19 protein-coding genes and 1 riboswitch are annotated in these 21,400 nt (G+C 71.0%); of the genes, 11 read left to right on the forward strand and 8 right to left on the reverse strand.

Features of this window, described 5'->3' with window-relative positions:
* Window positions 1-46 precede the first annotated feature (46 nt).
* From rsgA to ACGFRG_RS26655, 3 genes are read right to left on the reverse strand one after another with little or no spacing between them, the layout of a single operon-like run.
* A complete protein-coding gene (gene rsgA / locus ACGFRG_RS26645) occupies window positions 47-1,060 on the reverse strand; it encodes a ribosome small subunit-dependent GTPase A (RefSeq protein ID WP_361430646.1) in 1,014 nt (337 codons plus the stop codon).
* Window positions 1,061-1,075: 15 nt separating this feature from the next.
* On the reverse strand, window positions 1,076-2,425 hold the full coding sequence (aroA, locus tag ACGFRG_RS26650; RefSeq protein ID WP_393267901.1) for a 3-phosphoshikimate 1-carboxyvinyltransferase: 1,350 nt from the start codon (window positions 2,423-2,425) through the stop codon (window positions 1,076-1,078).
* 26 nt (window positions 2,426-2,451) lie between these two features.
* Window positions 2,452-3,144 carry a M50 family metallopeptidase gene (locus ACGFRG_RS26655; protein WP_393267991.1) on the reverse strand — a complete coding sequence of 231 codons (693 nt, stop codon included), beginning with the start codon at window positions 3,142-3,144 and terminating at the stop codon, window positions 2,452-2,454.
* 61 nt (window positions 3,145-3,205) lie between these two features.
* On the opposite strand from ACGFRG_RS26655, the gene ACGFRG_RS26660 reads away from it, so the two are divergent.
* The 8 genes from ACGFRG_RS26660 to def all read left to right on the forward strand — a co-directional run bounded on the left by ACGFRG_RS26660 (window position 3,206) and on the right by def (window position 11,147).
* On the forward strand, window positions 3,206-4,021 hold the full coding sequence (locus ACGFRG_RS26660; protein ID WP_361430650.1) for an SOS response-associated peptidase: 816 nt from the start codon (window positions 3,206-3,208) through the stop codon (window positions 4,019-4,021).
* A 130-nt stretch (window positions 4,022-4,151) separates the two neighbouring features.
* The gene (locus ACGFRG_RS26665) at window positions 4,152-4,784 is read left to right on the forward strand and encodes an alpha/beta family hydrolase (protein WP_361430651.1); all 633 of its coding nucleotides are present in this window, start codon (window positions 4,152-4,154) and stop codon (window positions 4,782-4,784) included.
* A 303-nt stretch (window positions 4,785-5,087) separates the two neighbouring features.
* Window positions 5,088-5,732, forward strand: coding sequence for a sigma-70 family RNA polymerase sigma factor (locus tag ACGFRG_RS26670; protein ID WP_393267994.1), 645 nt, complete (start codon window positions 5,088-5,090; stop codon window positions 5,730-5,732).
* Window positions 5,729-6,022, forward strand: a complete 294-nt coding sequence (gene rsrA, locus ACGFRG_RS26675; protein WP_188275984.1) for a mycothiol system anti-sigma-R factor — start codon at window positions 5,729-5,731, stop codon at window positions 6,020-6,022. The genes ACGFRG_RS26670 and rsrA overlap by 4 nt, the downstream gene beginning before the upstream one ends.
* A gap of 240 nt (window positions 6,023-6,262) precedes the next feature.
* The gene (locus ACGFRG_RS26680) at window positions 6,263-7,696 is read left to right on the forward strand and encodes an HD-GYP domain-containing protein (protein ID WP_393267905.1); all 1,434 of its coding nucleotides are present in this window, start codon (window positions 6,263-6,265) and stop codon (window positions 7,694-7,696) included.
* Window positions 7,697-7,860: 164 nt separating this feature from the next.
* Window positions 7,861-9,117 carry an HD-GYP domain-containing protein gene (locus ACGFRG_RS26685; RefSeq protein WP_393267997.1) on the forward strand — a complete coding sequence of 419 codons (1,257 nt, stop codon included), beginning with the start codon at window positions 7,861-7,863 and terminating at the stop codon, window positions 9,115-9,117.
* Between the two features lie 161 nt (window positions 9,118-9,278).
* Window positions 9,279-10,268, forward strand: coding sequence for a hypothetical protein (locus ACGFRG_RS26690; RefSeq protein ID WP_361430656.1), 990 nt, complete (start codon window positions 9,279-9,281; stop codon window positions 10,266-10,268).
* 246 nt (window positions 10,269-10,514) lie between these two features.
* The gene (def, locus tag ACGFRG_RS26695; RefSeq protein WP_361430657.1) at window positions 10,515-11,147 is read left to right on the forward strand and encodes a peptide deformylase; all 633 of its coding nucleotides are present in this window, start codon (window positions 10,515-10,517) and stop codon (window positions 11,145-11,147) included.
* 66 nt (window positions 11,148-11,213) lie between these two features.
* Here def and ACGFRG_RS26700 read toward each other — a convergent pair whose 3' ends face one another.
* The 5 genes from ACGFRG_RS26700 to ACGFRG_RS26720 form a co-directional block, all read right to left on the reverse strand.
* Complete coding sequence (locus ACGFRG_RS26700; RefSeq protein ID WP_361430658.1) at window positions 11,214-12,230, reverse strand: ribonucleotide-diphosphate reductase subunit beta; 1,017 nt, start codon at window positions 12,228-12,230, stop codon at window positions 11,214-11,216.
* Window positions 12,230-14,605, reverse strand: coding sequence for a ribonucleoside-diphosphate reductase subunit alpha (locus ACGFRG_RS26705; protein ID WP_361430660.1), 2,376 nt, complete (start codon window positions 14,603-14,605; stop codon window positions 12,230-12,232). Before ACGFRG_RS26705 ends, ACGFRG_RS26700 begins: the two co-directional genes overlap by 1 nt.
* 129 nt (window positions 14,606-14,734) lie before the next feature.
* Window positions 14,735-14,894, reverse strand: a riboswitch (cobalamin riboswitch).
* Window positions 14,895-15,006: 112 nt separating this feature from the next.
* Window positions 15,007-16,638, reverse strand: coding sequence for a monocarboxylate uptake permease MctP (gene mctP / locus ACGFRG_RS26710; RefSeq protein WP_393267909.1), 1,632 nt, complete (start codon window positions 16,636-16,638; stop codon window positions 15,007-15,009).
* The gene (locus ACGFRG_RS26715; protein ID WP_393267912.1) at window positions 16,635-16,889 is read right to left on the reverse strand and encodes a DUF3311 domain-containing protein; all 255 of its coding nucleotides are present in this window, start codon (window positions 16,887-16,889) and stop codon (window positions 16,635-16,637) included. Before ACGFRG_RS26715 ends, mctP begins: the two co-directional genes overlap by 4 nt.
* Before the next feature lie 215 nt (window positions 16,890-17,104).
* Window positions 17,105-17,869: a GntR family transcriptional regulator gene (locus tag ACGFRG_RS26720; RefSeq protein ID WP_361430663.1), complete on the reverse strand. Its 765-nt coding sequence runs from the start codon at window positions 17,867-17,869 to the stop codon at window positions 17,105-17,107.
* 285 nt (window positions 17,870-18,154) lie between these two features.
* On the opposite strand from ACGFRG_RS26720, the gene ACGFRG_RS26725 reads away from it, so the two are divergent.
* The 3 genes from ACGFRG_RS26725 to ACGFRG_RS26735 all read left to right on the forward strand — a co-directional run bounded on the left by ACGFRG_RS26725 (window position 18,155) and on the right by ACGFRG_RS26735 (window position 21,397).
* Complete coding sequence (locus tag ACGFRG_RS26725; RefSeq protein ID WP_361430664.1) at window positions 18,155-19,438, forward strand: extracellular solute-binding protein; 1,284 nt, start codon at window positions 18,155-18,157, stop codon at window positions 19,436-19,438.
* A gap of 79 nt (window positions 19,439-19,517) precedes the next feature.
* Window positions 19,518-20,513, forward strand: coding sequence for a sugar ABC transporter permease (locus tag ACGFRG_RS26730; RefSeq protein WP_361430665.1), 996 nt, complete (start codon window positions 19,518-19,520; stop codon window positions 20,511-20,513).
* A 29-nt stretch (window positions 20,514-20,542) separates the two neighbouring features.
* Entirely contained in the window at window positions 20,543-21,397 is an 855-nt protein-coding gene (locus ACGFRG_RS26735; protein ID WP_361430667.1) for a carbohydrate ABC transporter permease, read from the forward strand.
* Window positions 21,398-21,400 lie beyond the last annotated feature (3 nt).

Genomic DNA, 21,400 nt, shown 5'->3' on the forward strand with positions numbered 1-21,400 from the left:
GGTGACTGCTTGTCAGAGCTAGGTGCGATTATGCACGGGGGCTCCGTCAGTCGCCCTCGTGGCGCTCCCGGGTGGCAAGGAGGCGCCGCAGCGAGTAGAGCCGCGCGGGATCCGCGTGCCCCTCGGCCACCCACGCGTCGAGCGCGCACTCCGCCTCGTCGTGGCTGCACGCGCGCGGGCAGTTCTCGGTGCCGGGCACCAGATCCGGGAAGGCCAGGATCACCCGGGCCGGCTCGATGTGGTGCAGGCCGAACGACCGTACGCCCGGGGTGTCGATCACCCAGCCGCCGTCGCTGCTCGCCAGCGGCAGGGCGAGCGCGGAGGTGGTGGTGTGCCGGCCGCGGCCGGTGACCGCGTTGACATGGCCGGTGACCCGGCGGCGGTCCTCCGGGACCAGGGCGTTGACCAGCGTCGTCTTGCCGACGCCGGAGTGGCCGACGAACGCGGTCACCTTGCCGTCCAGGTGCTCGCGCACCCGGTCCGCCGCGTCCCCGTTGTAGAGCTCCTCGCGCGAGGTGACCACATACGGGACGCCCAGCGCCCCGTACATCTCCAGGAGTTCGTCCGCCGGGGCGAGGTCGGACTTGGTGAGCACCAGCAGCGGGGTGAGCCCCGCGTCGTACGCGGCGACCAGGCAGCGGTCGATCAGGCGCGGGCGCGGCTCGGGGTCGGCGAGCGCGGTGACGATCGCCAGCTGGTCGGCGTTGGCGACGATGACGCGCTCGAACGGGTCGTCGTCGTCGGCCGTGCGCCGGAGCACGGAGCTGCGCTCCTGGATGCGCACGATCCGCGCCAGGGTGTCCTTGGCGCCCGAGAGATCGCCGACGATCATGACCCGGTCGCCGACCACCGCGGCTTTGCGGCCCAGCTCACGGGCCTTCATCGCGGTGATCGTGCGGTCCTCGACGAGGCAGGTGAGACGGCCCCGGTCGACGGTGAGGACCATCCCCTCCGCGGCGTCCTCGTGCTTGGGGCGGATGTTGGTGCGGGGACGGTTGCCCTTGCGGTTGGGGCGGACCCGGATGTCGTCCTCGTCGGGGTTCTTGCCGTAGCGGCGCATCTGCTCAGGCCCCGCTCAGTTTCCGGCTCCGGCCAGCATCTCGGTCCACATCCGCGGGAAGTCCGGCAGGGTCTTGGCGGTGGTCGCCACGTTCTCGATCCGGACGCCCTCGACAGCGAGGCCGATGATCGAACCGGCCGTCGCCATCCGGTGGTCGTCGTAGGTGTGGAAGATGCCGCCGTGCAGCGGGCGCGGGCGGATGTGCAGCCCGTCCGCGGTCTCGGTGACGTCGCCGCCGAGCTCGTTGATCTCCTTGGTGAGGGCCGCGAGCCGGTCGGTCTCGTGCAGCCGCAGATGCGCGACCCCGCGCAGCGTCGAGGGGGAGTCGGCGAGCGCCGCGACCGCCGCGATGCCCGGGGTGAGCTCGCCGACCTCGCCCAGGTCCACGTCGATGCCGTGGATCGAGCCGGAACCGGTGAAGACCAGGCCCCGGTCGGTGAGTTCGCAGGAACCGCCCATCTCCGTGAAGATCCGGCGCAGCTGGTCGCCCGGCTGGGTGGTGCGCTCGGGCCAGTCCGGGATCGTCACCTTGCCGCCGGTGATCAGGGCGGCCGCCAGGAACGGCTGGGCGTTGGAGAGGTCCGGCTCGATCGTGAGGTCACGGCCGAGCAGGGCGGACGGGGAGACCCGCCACACGTTCGGCTCGCCGCCGGTCTCCGGCTCGTCCACCTGCGCGCCGACCTGGCGCAGCATGTCGACGGTCATCCGGATGTGCGGCATCGACGGCAGCGAGGCACCGACGTGGCGTACCTCGACGCCCTGGTTGAAGCGGGGCGCGGAGAGCAGCAGGGCCGAGACGAACTGGGAGGACGAGGACGCGTCGATCTCGACCCGGCCGCCGTCCAGGGCGCCGCCGCCGTGCACGGTCATCGGGAGCGCGCCCCGGCCGTCGTCGTCGATCCGGGCGCCGAGCACGCGCAGCGCGTCGATCACCCCATTGAGGGGTCGCTCGTAGGAGCGCGGGTCGCCGTCGAAGCGGACCGGGCCGTCGGCGAGGGCGGCGACCGGCGGCATGAAGCGCATGACCGTACCGGCGTTGCCGACGTCGACGGTGGCCGGGCCGTGCAGACCGGCCGGGATGACCCGCCATGCCTCGCCGGAGCCGTCGGGGCCGCCCGCCGGGGTGGAGCTGGACGAGACCGTCTCCTCGATGCCGACGCCCAGGGCACGCAGTGCCTCGGCCATCAGCAGGGTGTCGCGGGAGCGCAGGGGCCGGCGCAGCCAGCCGGGCTCGGCGGCCAGCGAGGCCAGCACGAGCGCGCGGTTGGTGACCGACTTCGAGCCGGGCACGGTGACCGTCGCGTCGACGGCCCCGCTTGCGACGGGAGCGGGCCAGAGGGCGGGGTGGACGGGCGTTTCGGTCATGGGTCTCACTTTAGTGGGGGACGCACCTAGAGTCCGAGCAGCCACCGGCCGCCGCCGATGAGCGAGCAGACGGAGACGGCGTGGAACATGAACAGCCACAGCGCCGGTGGTACGTGGGTGAGCCGGGCCAGCTGGTCCGCGTCCGAATCGCCGCTGTTGTGGCGCCTGCGCTTCGCCTGGAGCTCGAAGGCGGGCCGTACGCCCCCCAGAAGCAGGAACCACACGACGGCGTACGCGAACACCGACTGCACATCGGGCGAGGTCAGCCAGGACACCAGCAGGAACGCGGCGCCGCTGAGGACCACGGTGAGCACGCCGTAGGCGTTGCGGATCATCACCAGCATCGCCACGAGCAGGGCCGTGGCGAGCCAGAGCAGCAGGGTGACGTGGTGCGCGGCGAGCAGCCACGCGCCGCCGAGGCCGAGCAGCGGGGGAGCGGTGTATCCGGCGGCGGCCGTAAGGATCATGCCGAGGCCGGTCGGTTTGCCCCGGCTCACGGTGAGGCCGCTGGTGTCGGAGTGCAGCCTGATGCCGTCGAGGCGGCGGCCGGTGAGGAGCGCGACCAGACCGTGCCCGCCCTCGTGGGCGATGGTGATCGCGTTGCGCGAGAGGCGCCAGACGCCGTGCGGGACGACGACGGCGAGCGCCGCTATCCCGGTGACGACGACCAGCCACTGGGCCGGTGCGGCCTGGGTGCCGAAGACGTGCAGGTCGGGCATTTTGCCGGGCATTTCCGGGACGGCTCCTCTTGATCGGCTGCCGCGTGGCAGGGTTGCTGTCATGTGTGGGAGGTATGCAGCGAGTCGTAGGCCCGAGGATCTCGCGGGAGTCTTCGAGATAGAGAAGTGGGACCCCCAGGAGACCCTGGCACCGGATTGGAACGTGGCCCCGACCAAGGAGGTCTACGCGGTCCTGGAGCGCCCACTGAAAGACGCGGATGACCGGCGTCCGGTTCGCCAGCTGCGCAAGCTGAAGTGGGGTCTGGTCCCGTCCTGGGCGAAGTCGCCGGAGGGCGCGGCGCGGATGATCAACGCGCGCGCGGAGACGGTCCACGAGAAGCCGTCCTACCGCCGGGCGTTCACGGCCCGCCGCTGCATCCTGCCCGCCGACGGCTATTACGAGTGGGTCACCGGGGCGGACGAGCGGGAGCTGGAGGTCGAGGGCAGGAAGAAGCGGCCGCGCAAGCAGCCGTACTTCATCTCGCCCGCCGACGGGTCGGTGTTCGCCATGGCCGGGCTGTACGAGTTCTGGCGCGACCGGACGCTGCCGGACGACCACCCGGCGGCCTGGTGGGCGACCTGCTCGGTGATCACCACGGAGGCCGAAACCGGACCGCTGGGCGTGGGCCCGGCCGAGGGCCCCTCGTCGCTGGCGCAGATCCACCCCCGGATGCCGCTGATGCTGACACCGGACCGCTGGGCGCAGTGGCTGGACCCCGCCCGTACGGACGTGGCGTCGCTGCGCGCGCTGCTGACGCCGCCGCCGGAGGGGCTGATGCGGGCGTACGCGGTGTCGACGGCCGTCAGCAATGTCCGCAACAACGGGCCCGAGCTGCTGAAGGAGCTGTCGGGGCCGGAGGAGGGCACGCTGTTCTGAGCGCTGTTCCGAGCCCTGCTCCTGGCGCTGTCGCGAGCGGGACCCGCTGTCCGGGACGGATCCGCTGTCCGGGCGGGACGCCTGTCCGGGCCTGCGCCGCCGCGCCCGCCCCGCCGTGCACTATGTGACGGTGACCACCACCCACGTAGTAGCGACAGCTTCCGGTGACGCCCGGATCACCTGGCACCGGGCGGCCGGCGCCCGGCTCGTGCTCGCCCTCGGGCACGGGGCCGGGGGCGGGATCGAGGCGCGGGACCTTCAGGCGCTGGCCGTCGCGCTGCCCGCGCTCGGGGTCAGCGTCGCGCTGGTCGAGCAGCCCTGGCGGGTCGCCGGGAAGAAGGTGGCGCCCGCACCCAAGACCCTCGACGCGGGGTGGCGCGGGGTGTGGCCCGCGCTCGCCGAACCGGGGCTGCCCGTCGTCGCGGGCGGGCGCAGCGCGGGCGCGCGCGTGGCCTGCCGCACCGCGACGGAGCTGGGCGCCCACGCGGTGCTCGCCCTCAGCTTCCCGCTGCACCCTCCCGGCAAGCCCGAGAAGTCCCGTGCGGACGAACTGCTGGGGGCCGGGGTGCCCACCCTCGTCGTGCAGGGCGGAAACGATCCGTTCGGGCGGCCCGGGGAGTTCCCTGCCGGAAAGTACGAGCTGGTCGAAGTCCCCTTCGGGGACCACTCCTTCGCGGTGCCCAAGCGGGCGGACATCGGTCAGGACGAGGCGTTGCGGATGATTACGGACGGCGTCGGGCGCTGGGTGGCCGCGCTCGGCTGACCGGCCGGTAACCCCGGGGAACGCCAAGTGGCCCCCCGGGAGCGGCGAGAGGCCCCCGGGAATGCCCCCCGCCGGGCCGCTGTTGTGAGGACATACGCAATAGCAAGCCTGGCCTTATGTGGAGAGGGAGTCCGTCGCATGGGTTCGACCATCTGCCCCAGCCGCTCGCACGCCGCTGACCTGGAGTGGACGGTGCTGTCGGCGGCGAAGACCGCTCCTATTCGAGCGGCGGGCGGACCGGATCGTCGTCTATCCTCCGATTCGAGCGGGTCCAGCTTCGGACTCGTCACACCGTTCGAGGAGGTGGGTCCGGTCACAGGGACCGACGACGGCCACGTGGAAGAGTCGACCGCCGAGCGCAACGCGCGCTTCGAGCGGGATGCCCTCGGCTACCTCGACCAGATGTACTCGGCGGCGCTGCGCATGACGCGCAACCCGGCGGACGCCGAGGACCTGGTGCAGGAGACGTACGCCAAGGCGTACGGATCCTTCCACCAGTTCCGGGAGGGGACGAACCTCAAGGCTTGGCTCTACCGGATTCTCACCAACACGTTCATCAACTCGTACCGGAAGAAGCAGCGCGAACCCCAGCGCAGCGCCGCCGAGGAGATCGAGGACTGGCAGCTCGCGCGCGCCGAGTCGCACATGTCGACCGGTCTGCGCTCGGCCGAGTCCCAGGCACTGGACCACCTGCCCGACTCCGATGTGAAGGCGGCCCTCCAGGCCATTCCGGAGGAGTTCCGTATCGCCGTGTATCTCGCGGACGTAGAGGGCTTTGCGTACAAGGAGATCGCGGACATCATGGGTACACCCATCGGTACGGTGATGTCCCGGCTGCACCGGGGCCGCCGCCAACTGCGCGGAATGCTGGAGGACTACGCCCGTGACCGCGGGCTCGTCCCGGCCGGCGCCGGCGATTCGGACGAAGCGAAAGGCTCGGGCTCATGAGCTGCGGAGAGCCGCACGAGACGGACTGCTCTGAGGTCCTGGACCATCTCTACGAGTTCCTCGACCACGAGATGCCCGACAGCGACTGCAACAAGTTCGAGACGCACTTCGAGGAGTGCTCGCCGTGCCTGGAGAAGTACGGCCTTGAGCAGGCCGTGAAGAAGCTGGTCAAGCGGTGCTGCGGGTCGGACGACGTGCCCGCCGACCTCCGGTCCAAGGTCATGGGCCGGATCGATCTGATCCGCTCCGGCCAGGCGGTGCCCGACCAGGACATCGTGGCCGAGGGCTGACCAGGGCTGACCAGGCGCCGCACCCGGCCGGTGCGGGACCGGCCGATAAATGGCCGAGCCGATACGAGCCCGAGCCGATACAAGGCTGAACAGAAGGGGTCGCAACCATGCGTTGCGGCCCCTTTCGTCACTCGAAGGTGCTAATCCGGCGGGACCGAAAACGGTTCAATCCGACAATGCGCCTACTCGCCGATCCGCGCGGGCCTATCCTCCCGATCCGGAGCAGGAGGGAGGCGCGCCATGGACGGATCGCAGCCACGGACCATGCCATGGGGGGCGCGTGCCGCGCTCCTGGGCGCTGTCGTGGCCGCGGGGGCGTGCGCGCTGCCCGTGGCGCTGGGGCCCGTCCCCTGGGGCGCGCTGGGGCTGCTCGCGGGTCTCTACGCGCTCTGCGAGTGGCCCGCGCGCTGCCCGCTGCTGCTCGGCCGGACCAGCGTCCCGCCGGTGTCCGGCTCGTTCTTCCCCGTCCTGCTCGCCGCCGCGTTCCTGCTGCCCCCTGCCGCCGCCGCGCTGGTCGCCGTCCCCGGCGCGCTGCTCGCGCCCGTCGAGGAGCCGCCCAGGGCCGCACGCCGCGTCTGGCGGGCCGCCCAACTGGCGCTCGCCGTGTGCGCCGCGGCCGGGGCGCACGAACTGCTCGGCGGGCGCGCGGCGCTGGGCTCCGCGGCTCGCACGCCCGCGCCCGACTTCCCGTACGCCCTGCTGCCCGCCGGGGTGGCGGCTCTCGTCTTCTGTCTGGTGCTCACGGCCCTCGACGGGCTGATCCTGTGGACCGCCGAGCGGCTGCCCGCCCGCACCGCCTGGCGCGGGCTGCTGCTGCGCTCGCTGGCCCCGTACTGCGTGCACGGCCTCGCCGGGCTGATGATGGCCGTGCTCTGGCGCAGCCGGTACGGGCCGCCCTCGGCGCTGCTCGTCCTGCTGCCGATGTACGTCTCGTGCTGGGTCTTCGCGCAGTACCACCGCGAGCACGCCGCCCACCGGGCGACCATCCGCGCCCTGGTCCAGGCCGTCGACATCAAGGACACCTACACCCGCGGCCACAGCGAGCGCGTCGGCCTCGCCTCGGTGCTGATCGCGCGCGAACTCGGCATGGCGGAGGGCCGGTTGGAGGTGCTGCGGTTCGCCGGGATCCTGCACGACGTGGGCAAGCTGGGCGTGCCCACCCGGCTGCTGCGCAAGGAGGGCCCGCTGACCCCGCAGGAGCGCGCGGTGATCGAGCTGCACCCCGAGTACGGCCATGAGATGGTGCGCGGCATCGGCTTCCTCGGGGAGGCGCGCGCCGCGATCCTGCACCACCACGAACGGCTCGACGGCAGCGGCTACCCGTACGGTCTCGCGGGGCCCCAGATCCCCGAGTTCGCGCGCGTGGTGGCCGTCGCCGACGCCTTCGACGCGATGACGTCGACCCGCTCCTACCGGCGCGCCCGGCCCGTCGAGGCGGCCGTCGAGGAGCTGGAGCGGTGCGCCGGGCGCCAGTTCGACCCGCGGATGGTGCGGGCGCTGGTGCGCGCCGTGGAGCGGCACGGCTGGCACCCGGCGGTCACGGCGGACGAGCCGGACCGGGGCGCACGTGAGGGGCGCGGAAACGTCTCGGCGGTGCGTCCCCCTGCTGACTCGAACGGGCAGGTGCTGACGGGGGTTCCGCGCGGGGCGGCCGGGTGCGGCGGTGGCGGGTGACGCACGAGCCCGACCGGGCGTCCGCCACGCGCGCGTGGTGGCGGCCGTACCGTACGCGCGCGGGGCTCGCGGGAGCGCGGCACACGCGCACGCGCGCGTGGCGAAGACCACCGCGCCGCACCCGCCCGCACCGCACGCCCTCGCACCGCACCCGTGCCCACCGCGTGCCGTTCACCGTCGTCGCCGTGTACGGGGCCGCCGCCGCGCTCGCCGTGTGGGCGCTGGGGCGGACCCTGTGGTGCGGGGTGGTGGAGCCCGGGATCGCGCTCGCCTTCGGGACGCTGGTGGCCGTCGGTGAGCTGGCCCGGTGGCGGGCCCCTGGCCAGGACCGGGAGCAGGAGCGCGAGTCCGCGCCGCTCGGCGCGGCCGGGGCCCTCGCGTACGCGCTGCTCGGCGAGAACGGCGGCACCACCACCCACCACGGCGTCCTCCAGGTCGTCGCCGTGGTGCTCGCGGCCGCGCTGGTGGGCGCCGTGCCCCATGTGGCGCTGGGTCGGGGCCCGAGCCCGGACCAGGTGGCCCGGCGGGTGCTGACGGTGGCCTTCGCGGCCGCCTGCTTCCAGCCGCTGTACAACTCCGGAACCCTGGCGCGCTGGACCGGCGACGGCCCGTACTACGCGCTCTTCCTGCTGCTCGTCCTGGTGCTCACCGCGCTGTGCGACGCGGTGCTCACCGCCGCGCTGCTGCGGGCCCGCACCTCCTTCCCGTACGCGCCCGTCCTGCGCGACGAGCTGCGCGCGCTGCTCGGCATCGGCTCGGCGGTGTGCGCGACCGGCGCCGTGATCGCGCTCGCGGTCGCGGCGGCCGGGCTGTGGGCGCTGCCGGTGTTCTGCGTACCGCTGCTGCTGACCCAGCTGGCGTTCCGGCGGTACGCGGCGGTCCGCGTCACCTACCTGCAGACCATCACCTCGCTCGCCCGAGCCACCGAGATCGCCGGGTACACCCGGCCGGGCCACGCCCGCCGGGTCGCGCGGCTCAGCCGGGCCGTGGGGCGCGAGCTGGGGCTCGGTGAGGCCGATCTCGCCGTCCTGGAGTACGCGGCCCTCATGCACGACATCGGGCAGCTCTCGCTCGTCGACCCGGTGCCCGCCGGGGCCACCGCGCCGCTGCCCCCGGCCGAACAGCGCCGGATCGCCCTGCTCGGCGGGGCGGTGGTGCGCCAGACCGGGGTACCCGCCGAGGTGGCGGTGATCGTGGAGCGCCAGGCCGACCCGTACCGCGAGCAGCCGCTGCCCGCCCGGATCGTGCGGGCCGTCAACGCCTACGACGACCTCGCGGGCGCGCAGGGGCGCCCGGGGGGCTCTCTGAGCGCCCTGGAGCAACTGCGACTCGGTACCGGACGCGACTACCAGCCCGAGGTCGTGGAATCGTTGGCCCGGGTCCTGGCCCATCAGCGGGGCGGCCCGCAGGGCCCCGGCTGAGGGGTGGCGGCGCGAGCGGGGCCGGGCGTCTTACGTCCGTGGCTCCTGGGTAACCCAGGAGTAATGAGCGGCCTTCCGGCCGGGCATGGTTGGATGCGAAAGAACCCAGAAAACTGGGCGACGAAAGACCGGAGGCAGGTCGGTCTGGGCAGGCGGGAATCGTGAGGATCTTCGGCAAGGGACGGCACCGGCCCTCCGCCTCGTGGCGGCAGGCCACGGACCGTGCGTTCACGCTGATCGGCGACGGCAGGTACGAGGACGCCGGCGCGCTGCTGACGCGCGCCGCCGACCTGGAGCCCTGGCTCTCCGAGTCCTGGTTCAACCTGGCGCTGCTGCACAAGTTCCGGCACGACTGGGAACAGGCGCGTGCCGCGGGCCTGCGGGCCGTCGCGCTGCTCGACAAGGAGACCGGCGCCCCCGACTGGTGGAACGTCGGCATCGCCGCCACCGCCCTGCAGGACTGGCCGCTGGCCCGCCGCGCCTGGCAGGCGTACGGCCTCAAGGTGCGCGGCTACCAGGAGACCGCCACCGGCACCGGCGAGCCGTCCGGCATGGAGCTGGGCAGCGCGGCCGTGCGGCTCTCCCCGGAGGGCGAGGCCGAGGTCGTGTGGGGCCGCAGGCTGGACCCGGCGCGCATCGAGGTGCTGTCGATCCCGCTGCCGTCGTCCGGGCGGCGCTGGGGCGAAGTGGTGCTGCACGACGGGGTGCCGCACGGCGAGCGCACGGTCGCGGCCGGGCCGTCGTTCCCCGTCTTCGACGAGATCGAACTGTGGGCGCCCTCGCCGGTGCCGACCTGGGTGGTGCTCCTGGAGGCCGCCACCGAGGCCGACCGGGACGCCCTGGAGCGCCTGGCCGCCGACGCCGGGTTCGCCGCCGAGGACTGGTCCTCGTCGGTGCGGCTGCTGTGCCGGGCCTGCTCGGAGTCGCGGATGCCCAGCGACGAGGGCGACGGCGAGCACCTGGACCCGCACGACCACAGCGAGCCGGGCCACCCGGGCCCCCTGGGCCACCGCACCGCCGGCGAGCTGTGGGTGCCCGAGCGCGAGTGCGGCATCGCGGCGCCCCCGGGCCTGGTGCGCGGCCTGCTCGACGGCTGGGTCGCGGACAGCCCGGACAGCCGCGAGTGGCGGGATCTCGAAGAAGTCTGCTGAGGGTGCCCTCAGGGCCTGTCCAGCGGATCTGGTCGGCACGCGGGGGGCTGGCACGCCCATCTGCGGCGTTGTCGTCGGTTGCCGACGCTCCGCGTCGCCGCCCTCCTCCGCCTTGCAGCTGGACGCACCAGCCCCCCGCTCACCAGCGCCGAAGCGTCATCCCGAGCCGAGGCCGACCAGATCCGCCGGACAGGCCCTAGGCTGTACGGGTTCGGACTCGGGAATCCAGGAAGGCGTACGGCGGAGATGTCGCAGCAGGAGACGGACCAGCAGGTCGAGAACGACGGGTTCGTCGTCGACACGGAGGACTGCGAGGAGCGCGAGGAGGCGTACCGCGCGCGGGGCACGTCCCGGCCGATCACGGTCGTCGGCAACCCGGTGCTGCACAAGGAGTGCAAGGACGTCACCGAGTTCGACGACAAGCTGGCCGCGCTGATCGACGACATGTTCGCCAGCCAGCGCACCGCCGAGGGCGTGGGCCTGGCCGCCAACCAGATCGGTGTCGACCTCAAGGTCTTCGTCTACGACTGCATGGACGACGACGGCGTACGGCACGTGGGCGTCGTCTGCAACCCGGTCCTGGAGGAGCTGCCGGCCGACCGCCGGGTCCTGGACGAGTCCAACGAGGGCTGCCTGTCGGTCCCGACCGCCTACGCGGAGCTGGCCCGCCCGGACTACGCGGTCGTCAGCGGCCAGGACGCCGAGGGCAACCCGATCCGCGTGCGCGGCACCGGCTACTTCGCCCGCTGCCTCCAGCACGAGACGGACCACCTGTACGGGTACCTGTACATCGACCGCCTCTCCAAGCGCGACCGCAAGGACGCGTTGCGTCAGATGGCGGAGAACACCCCTCGTTACGAGGTCGTTCCGAACGCGTAGACGCTCGTACGCAGGTGAAGGGCCCCGCACCGACGATGGTGCGGGGCCCTTCACCGTATAGGCGCTTTAGAAGTCCTCGTCGAAGCCCACCGAGCCCTCGACCGCCACCTGGTAGGCGGACGGGCGGCGCTCGAAGAAGTTCGTCAGCTCCTGGACGCCCTGGAGCTCCATGAAGGAGAACGGGTTCGACGAGCCGTACACCGGGGCGAAGCCGAGGCGCTGCAGGCGCTGGTCGGCGACGCACTGGAGGTACTCGCGCATCGACTCGGTGTTCATGCCCGGCAGACCGTCGCCGCACAGGTCGCGGCCGAACTGGAGCTCCGCCTCGACGGCCTCCTTGATCATGTCGGTGACCTGCTGCTGGAGCAGGTCGTCGAAGAGCTCCGGCTCCTCCTTGCGGACGGTGTCCACGACCTCGAAGGCGAAGTTCATGTGCATCGTCTCGTCGCGGAACACCCAGTTGGTGCCGGTGGCGAGACCGTGCAGCAGACCGCGCGAGCGGAACCAGTACACGTACGCGAAGGCGCCGTAGAAGAACAGGCCCTCGATGCACGCCGCGAAGCAGATCAGGTTCAGCAGGAAGCGGCGGCGGTCGGCCTTCGTCTCCAGCCGTTCGAGCTTCTCCACCTCGTTGATCCACTTGAAGCAGAACTGCGCCTTCTCGCGGATGGAGGGGATGTTCTCCACCGCGTCGAACGCGGCCGCGCGGTCCTCCGGGTCGGGGAGGTAGGTGTCGAGCAGCGTCAGATAGAACTGGACGTGCACGGCCTCCTCGAAGAGCTGACGGCTCAAGTAGAGCCGCGCCTCGGGGGAGTTGATGTGCTTGTACAGCGTCAGCACGAGGTTGTTCGCCACGATCGAGTCGCCGGTCGCGAAGAACGCGACCAGGCGGCCGATCATGTGCTGCTCGCCCGGGGACAGCTTGGCGAGGTCGGCGACGTCGGAGTGGAGGTCGACCTCCTCCACGGTCCAGGTGTTCTTGATCGCGTCCCGGTAGCGCTCGTAGAAGTCCGGGTAGCGCATCGGACGCAGGGTCAGCTCGAAGCCCGGGTCGAGGAGGTTCTTGTGTTCGGTGGGGCTCATTACTGGCAGGCCTCGCAGGACTCGGGGTTTTCCAGGGAGCAGGCGATCGCGTCGGCGTCGGGGGCCGCCTGCTGGACGGGGATGGTGGCGCTGGCCTGGGCGGCGCGGGCGATCCGGGTCGCCGGGCGCGAACGCAGGTAGTACGTCGTCTTCAGCCCCTGCTTCCAGGCGTACGCGTACATCGACGACAGCTTGCCGATGGTGGGCGTCTCCAGGAACAGGTTCAGCGACTGCGACTGGTCCAGGAACGGGGTGCGGGCCGCGGCCATGTCGATCAGGCCGCGCTGCGGGATCTCCCACGCCGTGCGGTACAGCGCGCGCACGTCGGCCGGGATCCAGCTGAAGTCCTGCACCGAGCCGCTGGCCTCGCGCAGCGCCTCGCGGGACTGCGCGTCCCACACGCCGAGCTTCTTCAGGTCCTCCACCAGGTAGCCGTTGACCTGGAGGAACTCACCGGACAGCGTCTCGCGCTTGAAGAGGTTGGAGACCTGCGGCTCGATGCACTCGTACACACCCGCGATGGACGCGATGGTCGCGGTCGGGGCGATCGCGAGCAGCAGCGAGTTGCGCATGCCCACCGCGGCGATGCGCTCCCGCAGGGCGGCCCAGCGCTCGGGCCAGTTGAGCTCGACGTCGTAGTGGTCGGGGTGCAGCACGCCGCGCGCCGTGCGGGTCTTGTCCCAGGCCGGCAGCGGGCCGGACCGCTCGGCGAGGTCGGTGGACGCCTCGTACGCGGTCAGCATGATCCGCTCGGCGAGCCTGGTGGACAGGGCCTTCGCCTCCGGGGAGTCGAAGGGCAGGCGCAGCTTGAAGAAGACGTCCTGCAGACCCATCGCGCCCAGCCCCACCGGACGCCACTTGGCGTTGGAGCGGCCGGCCTGCTCGGTCGGGTAGAAGTTGATGTCGACGACGCGGTCGAGGAAGGTCACGGCCGTGCGGACGGTCTCGTCCAGGCGCTCCCAGTCGATCTCGCCGGAGGCGAGCACGAACGCGCCGAGGTTGACCGAGCCGAGGTTGCAGACGGCCGTCTCGCCGTCGTCCGTGACCTCCAGGATCTCCGTGCAGAGGTTCGAGGAGTGGACCGTGTGGCCGGGCTCCGCCGTCTGGTTGGCGGTGCGGTTGGAGGCGTCCTTGAAGGTCATCCAGCCGTTGCCGGTCTGGGCCAGGGTGCGCATCATCCGGCCGTACAGGTCCCGGGCGGGGATGGTCTTCTGCGCCAGACCCGCGGCCTCGGCCTTGCGGTAGGCGGCGTCGAACTCGTCGCCCCACAGGTCGACCAGCTCCGGCACGTCGGCCGGCGAGAACAGCGACCAGGTGCCGTCCGCGTCGACGCGGCGCATGAACTCGTCCGGGATCCAGTGCGCCAGGTTGAGGTTGTGCGTGCGCCGGGCGTCCTCACCGGTGTTGTCGCGCAGCTCCAGGAACTCCTCGATGTCGGAGTGCCAGGTCTCCAGGTAGACCGCGGCCGCGCCCTTGCGCCGCCCGCCCTGGTTGACCGCCGCGACCGAGGCGTCCAGCGTCTTCAGGAACGGGACGATGCCGTTGGAGTGGCCGTTGGTGCCCCGGATGAGCGAACCGCGCGAGCGGATGCGGGAGTACGACAGGCCGATGCCGCCCGCGTGCTTCGACAGGCGCGCCACCTGGTGGTAGCGGTCGTAGATCGAGTCCAGCTCGTCGAGCGGCGAGTCGAGCAGGTAGCAGCTCGACATCTGCGGGTGGCGGGTGCCGGAGTTGAAGAGCGTGGGGGAGGACGGCAGGTAGTCCAGGCGGCTCATCAGGCCGTACAGCGCGGCGACCTGGTCCAGGGCGCGCACCGAGTCGTCCTCGGCCAGGCCCGAGGCGACCCGGAGCATGAAGTGCTGCGGGGTCTCGATGACCTGGCGGGTGATCGGGTGCCGCAGCAGGTAGCGGGAGTAGAGGGTGCGCAGGCCGAAGTAGCCGAAGCGGTCGTCGGCGCCCTCCGCGAGCGACGCCTCGACCAGCGCGTCCAGGCGGGCGCGGTGCAGCCGTACGAAGTCGGCGGTGCGGTCCGCGATCAGGCCCTCACGGTGGCCGACCTCGACCGACTCGGAGAACGACACCGAGCCCTGGGTCGCGGCCTCCTCGGCGATCGTGACCGTCAGCAGCCGGGCGGCGAGCCGGGAGTACGCCGGGTCCTCGGAGATGAGACCGGCGGCCGCCTCGGTGGCCAGCCCACGCAGCTCCGCCTCGTCCGAGCGCGCGTTGCGGCCGCGCAGCGCGGCGGCGGCGACACGGCCGGGGTCGGTGTCCGGCAGATCGGCGGTGAAGTCCGTCAGGGTCCGCAGCAGGGCGGTCCCGGGGGCATCCGCCGGCTCTTCGATCGCTGATGCGGGATCCGCTGGGGCGATGGTCACGTGGGGGCACTCCTCGCTCGGCACGGGGCCTCGGGGAGCGTGCGGGCACACGGAGACACCCCTTGCGGGGGTACGCCGCGTCCACTTGCCCATTCCGCGAGGCCCTGGACGTCTGGCACCCGGGCCGGCCGGCCAGGGCGCGCTGTCGGCAGGTCCTCGGACTGACCAGGTACGTGAATGCGTACAAGTACACCGTTGCGGGACAGTTCCGGATTTGCACCGGATTCCCCTGCGGCGACAGCGAGCACGAGCATACATCTTGTGCCGGGCCGACGCGGCACCCCCACATGTTGTGTCGCGGTGAGATCGCGGGGTGGCAGAGCGTCAACTCGCCTTCTCAGAACACGACAACGGGCCGCCGGGATTCCCGGCGGCCCGTGTGCGTACGGCGAGGGGTCGGCTCAGCGCGCGGAGCCCGCCGTCGCGGGCGGCAGCTCGCTCTGTACGCCCGGGTCGCCCGCGTCCGCCGTGTAGTCCTCCGGGGACGTCTCGTCGACGCCGTCGGGGGCCTTCAGGGCCCGCAGGGCGACCGTGAGGACCACGGTGACGGCGACGTTCAGGGCGAACGCGGTGAGGCCGATGTAGCCGATCTCACCGATGCCGGGGATCTCCTTGGAGCTGCCGCCGAAGTGCTTCTGGGTGGGGGAGGCGACCCCGTACGCGGCGAGCGTGCCGTACGCCATGCCCACCGCCCAGCCCGCGAGCAGCGCCCAGCGGTGGAACCAGCGGGTGAACAGACCGCCCACCAGTGCCGGGAATGTCTGCAGGATCCAGATGCCGCCGAGCAGCTGGAAGTTGATCGCGACCGTCTTGTCCATGGTCAGGACGAAGACCAGCGCGCCCACCTTCACCAGGAGCGAGACCAGCTTGGAGACCTTGGTCTCCTGCTCGGGCGTGGCGTCGGGCCTGATGAAGTCCTTGTAGATGTTGCGGGTGAACAGGTTGGAGGCCGCGATCGACATGATGGCCGCCGGCACCAGCGCGCCGATGCCGATCGCCGCGAACGCCACGCCCGCGAACCAGTCCGGGAACATGTCCTCGAACAGCTGCGGGATCGCCAGCTGGCCGTTCTTGACCTTGACCCCGGCCGCGATCGCCATGAAGCCGAGCAGCGCGAGCAGGCCCAGCATCAGCGAGTACAGCGGCAGGATCGTGGTGTTGCGGCGGATCACGTTGCGGCTGCGCGAGGAGAGCGTCGCCGTGATCGAGTGCGGGTACATGAAGAGCGCGAGCGCCGAGCCGAGCGCGAGCGTGGCGTACGTCCACTGGCTCTTGTCGCCGGGCACCAGCGCGCCCGTGGGCTTCCCGGCCGCGTTCGGGGTGTCGAACTTGTGGCGGGCGGCGGCGAAGATGTCGTGGAAGCCGCCCAGTTTGATCGGGATGTAGATGATCGCCACCAGGATGACGATGTAGATCAGGGCGTCCTTCACGAACGCGATCAGCGCGGGGGCGCGCAGGCCCGAGGAGTACGTGTACGCCGCGAGCACCGCGAACGCGATCAGCAGCGGCAGGTCCTTGAGGAACCAGTTGCCGGACCCGCCGACGCCCATGACGTCGAGCACCGCCTGGATGCCGACCAGCTGGAGCGCGATGTACGGCATGGTGGCGAGGATGCCGGTGACCGCGACCGCGAGCGAGAGGCCCTTGGAGCCGAAGCGGCCGCGCACGAAGTCCGAGGTCGTCACATAGCCGTGCTTGTGCGAGACCGACCAGAGCCGGGGCAGGAACGTGAAGATCAGCGGGTAGACGAGGATCGTGTACGGCACGGCGAAGAACCCGGCCGCGCCCGCCGCGTACACCGCCGCCGGGACCGCCACGAACGTGTACGCCGTGTACAGGTCGCCGCCGAGCAGGAACCAGGTGATCCAGGTGCCGAACGAGCGCCCGCCCAGGCCCCATTCGTCGAGGCTCTGCTCGTTCTCGGCCTTGCGCCAGCGCGCGGCCATGAAGCCGATGACCGTGACGGCCAGGAAGAAGAAGATGAAGACGCCGAGCGCGACGCCGTTGACGCCGCCTTCTGCCGCGAGAGTCACTTCGAAGCACCTCCGCTACGGGTGCGCTGGTCGTGCTGCCACAGCTTGTACGCGAGCATGGTGAGCGCGGTCGAGATGAGCACCCACAGCATCTGGTACCAGTAGAAGAACGGGATCCCGATGAAGGCCGGGTCGGTCTTCGCGTACGAACCGACCCAGAGCATCGCCACGAAGGGCGCGATCAGGCAGAGCGCGATGACCACGCGCACGGGCGTGATCAGCGGTCTCTGCTCCGGTGTGGACTGCGGCATGTGGTGGCTCCGTCCCCTCGCTGGTCACCTGCGTAATGCGCAGGCAATCTAGGGGACGGAATCCCGCCCCGGGAACCCCTGTACCGGATACCGGACGCGGGGCCGGGGCCGGGCCGCCGGATATGTCAGTCGTTCGGCCGCTTCAGCCTCGCCACGCTGTGCTGTCCCGGGGGCTGACCCCCGGACCCCCAGCCGGTTCCGGGCGTCGGCTCGGGTCAGTCGTTCGGCCGCTTCAGCCGCGCCACGAACTTGTAGCGGTCGCCTCGGTACACGGAGCGCACCCACTCCACCGGTTCGCCGTCGCCGTCCAGGGAGTGGCGCGAGAGCATCAGCATCGGCAGGCCCACGTCCGTGCCGAGCAGTCCGGCCTCGCGCGGGGTGGCCAGCGACGTCTCGATGGTCTCCTCGGCCTCGGCGAGCCGCACCCCGTACACCTCGTTGAGCGCGGTGTAGAGAGAGGTGTACTTGACCAGTGAGCGGCGCAGGGCCGGGAAGCGCTTGGCGGACAGGTGGGTCGTCTCGATCGCCATCGGCTCGCCGCTGGCCAGGCGCAGCCGCTCGATGCGCAGGACCCGCCCGCCGGTGGTGATGTCGAGCAGCCCCGCCAGGGTGTCGTCGGCCGTGACATAGCCGATGTCCAGCAGCTGGGAGGTCGGCTCCAGGCCCTGGGCGCGCATGTCCTCGGTGTACGAGGTGAGTTGCAGGGCCTGGGACACCTTGGGCTTGGCGACGAAGGTGCCCTTGCCCTGGATGCGCTCCAGGCGGCCCTCGACGACCAGCTCCTGGAGGGCCTGGCGCACGGTCGTGCGGGAGGTGTCGAACTCGGCCGCGAGCGTGCGCTCCGGCGGCACCGGGGTGCCGGGCGGCAGGGTCTCCGTCATCTCCAGCAGATGCCGCTTGAGGCGGTAGTACTTGGGCACGCGAGCGGTACGGGCGCCGGCGCCCGCCTCAGTCTCCGTACCGCTCCCGTCGGTGGCCATGGCCCGCCCTCCCGAGTGCTGCGCTGCTGCCGTCACCGGCTCCTCCGTCTGTCGCGGCTCACATGGTGGCACGGACCGGTCACGGGTCGTCCCCTCCCTTCCAGGTGTCGGTCCGATAACGGACGCGACAGCCCTTCTTATACACCCTTGACACCCCTAAAGGTCTAGGCCAAGCTCCCGGTACTGGTCTAAACCATTAAAGACCAGGTCCCAGCCCCACAGGCAGTACTCGTCGTATGTCTTCGCGGTGGGCGGGGGGTTGCAGCATCCCTTGAGGAGGGTGGCGTGAAGCGCAAGCTCATCGCGGCGATCGGCGTCGCGGGCATGTTGGTCGGCGTCGCGGCGTGTGGTTCGGACGACAAGAAGGACGACGGCGCCAAGGGCGGCGACGCCAAGCAGCTGACGGTCTGGCTCACGGTCGACGCCCAGAAGAACTGGCCGGACCTGGTCAAGGCCGCCGACGACGCCATCGTCGCCAAGCACCCCGGTCTGAAGATCAGCCACGAGTACTACGGCTGGCCGGACAAGAACGCCAAGCTCGACGCGGTCCTCGCCACCGACAAGGCCCCCGACGTCGTCGAGATGGGCAACACCGAGATGCTCGACTACTCGGTCAAGGGCGCCTTCGCCGAGGTCGACCCGTCGAAGTTCGACAACTCCGCCGCCTGGCTCGACGGCCTCAAGGCCTCGGTCATGTACGACGGCAAGACCTACGGCGTCCCCTACTACGCCGGTGGCCGCACCGCGACCTGGCGCAAGGACATCGCGGCCGCCGCGGGCGTCACCGCCACCCCGAAGACGTACCCCGAGCTGACCGCCGACCTGGACAAGATCCAGGCGAAGCAGGGCGACAAGTTCAGCGCCTGGTACCAGCCGACCCGCGACTGGTACGCGGCCATGTCGTACGTGTACGACGCCGGCGGCTCCATCGCCAAGGAGGACGGCGGCAAGTTCAAGGCGAACCTGTCCTCGCCGGAGTCCCTCAAGGGCCTGAACGAGTACAAGAACATCCTCGACAAGTACATGCACGGCGACAAGACGAAGGACGAGTCCGACCGTCCGATCGTCTACGGCCAGGGCAAGTCCAACCTGATCTTCAGCTCCGCCTGGGAGGGCGGTAGCGCGGCGCTGCCGGAGAACGACAAGGTCGGCAAGCTCGCCGACAAGATCGAGTCGTTCGTGATGCCCGGCCCGTCCGGCAAGGCCATGCCGGTCTTCCTCGGCGGCTCCGACCTGGCGATCCCGGTCAAGTCCAAGGCGCAGCCCCTCGCCGCCGAGTGGATCAACGCGTTCACCGGCACCGAGGGCCAGAAGGGCCTGATCGCCAAGCAGAACCTGCCCAACAACAAGACGGCGCTCGCCCCGCTGAAGTCGGACCCGAAGACGGCGGTCGCCGCCACCGCGGCCGAGTCCAGCTGGTTCGTGCCGATGGCGCCGGGCTGGGGCCAGGTCGAGAAGGCCAAGGTCCTCCAGGACATGCTCCAGGCCATCGGCACCGGCAAGAAGTCGGTCGAGCAGGCCGCGAAGGACGCGGACACCGCGATCGACAAGGTCATCAACACCAAGTGACCTGTGGGCGAGGGCCCCGTCGGACAGCGACGGGGCCCTCGCCCGGCCAGTACCGGAGAGGGACCGCTAGGAGCGCGCGATGAGTGCCGCAGAGACAACCACCGCCAAGGTGCCGCCGGCGCGGCGCGACCCACGACCGGGTGGGGATCCGGGGAAGCCGGAAGGGCCGGGCAGAAAGCGTGGCGTGGGCCAGGCGGCGGTGCCCTGGGCGCTGCTCGCCCCGTGCCTGCTCGCGCTCGCCGTCGTACTCGGCTATCCGCTGGTACGCCTGGTCACCCTGTCCTTCCAGAAGTTCGGCCAGCCGCAGCTGTGGGGCTTCAAGAGCCCCGAGTCGGTCGGCTTCGACAACTTCACCAACGTCCTGGGCGACCACGAGTTCTGGACCGTCGTGGTGCGCACGGTCCTGTTCGCCTTCACCGCGGTCGTGCTGACCATGGTGCTCGGCATGCTGGTGGCCCTGCTGCTCCAGCGGGTCTCCGGCTGGGTCAAGACCCTCGTCAACATCGCCCTGGTGGCGAGCTGGGGCATGCCCGTCGTCGTCGCCATCACCATCTTCAAGTGGATGTTCGACAGTGACTTCGGCGTACTGAACTGGCTGCTCAGCCGGTTGCCCGGGGTCGACATGGACGGCCACAACTGGTTCGCCAGCGGCCCCCAGGGCCTTGCCGTGATCATGCTGGTCGTGGTGTGGGGCGCGGTGCCGTTCGTCGTCATCACGCTCAGCGCGGGCCTCACCCAGGTCCCCAAGGAGCTCGAAGAGGCCGCCCGGCTCGACGGCGCGGGCGCCTGGGGCGTGTTCCGGCACGTCACCCTGCCGATCCTGAAGCCCGTCATCGTGATGCTGGCGACGCTTTCCGTCATCTGGGACATGGGTGTCTTCCCGCAGGTCTTCGTGATGCGCGGCGGCCACCCGGAGCCCGAGTTCCAGCTCCTCACCACGTACTCGTACGACAAGGCGTTCGTGGTCAACGACTACTCGCAGGGCGCCGCGATCGCGCTGCTCACCGTGCTGCTGCTGCTCGGTGTGATCGCGGTGTACATGCGCCAGATGCTGAAGATCGGGGACGTCGAGTGAGCGCAGCGATCGGAAAGGACGAAGTAACCGTGGCTGCCTCCGTACCGGCGCCCGCGCGAGCGCGCCGCAAGAAGAGCAAGCTCGGCTGGAACCTGCTCGGCCTGCTCGTCTTCGCCACCGCCGGCTTCCCCGTCTACTGGATGCTCAACACGGCGCTGAAGCCCGCCAAGGACGCGATCGACCCGAACCCGCACTTCTTCCCGCGCACGTTCACGCTGGAGAACTTCCGCCGGGCGCTGGACATCGGCGACTTCTGGGGTTCGATCGGCCGCTCGCTGATCGTCTCGGTCGTGGTCGTGCTCATCGGGGTCGCGGTCGGCCTGCTCGCGGCGCTCGCCATCTCGCGGTTCGCCTTCCGGGGCCGCAAGATCGTGATCATCGGCATCCTCGCGGTGCAGATGATCCCGCTGGTCGCGATGATCATCCCGGTCTTCCTGCTCCTCAACGACCTCGGCCAGTACGACAAGTTGTCCGGCCTGATCCTCACCTACCTCACCTTCATCCTGCCCTTCACGGTCTGGACGCTGCGCGGCTTCATCGTCAACGTCCCCAAGGAGCTGGAGGAGGCGGCGATGGTCGACGGGTGCAGCCGCACCGGCGCGTTCATCCGCGTGGTGTTCCCGCTGCTCGCCCCGGGCATGGTGGCCACCTCGGTTTACGGCTTCATCCAGGCGTGGAACGAATACCTCTACGCCCTGATGCTGATGAGCCAGAACCACCAGACCGCCACCGTCTGGCTCTCCAGCTTCACCACCCAGCACGGCACCGAGTTCGCCCCGATGATGGCCGGCTCCACCATGATGGCCGTCCCCATCGTGGCGCTCTTCCTCCTCGTCCAGCGCAAGATGGCCGCGGGTCTGACGGCCGGCGCCGTGAAGGGATGACGC

Source organism: Streptomyces sp. NPDC048696 (genome assembly GCF_043198895.1).
Taxonomy (GTDB): Bacteria; Actinomycetota; Actinomycetes; order Streptomycetales; family Streptomycetaceae; genus Streptomyces.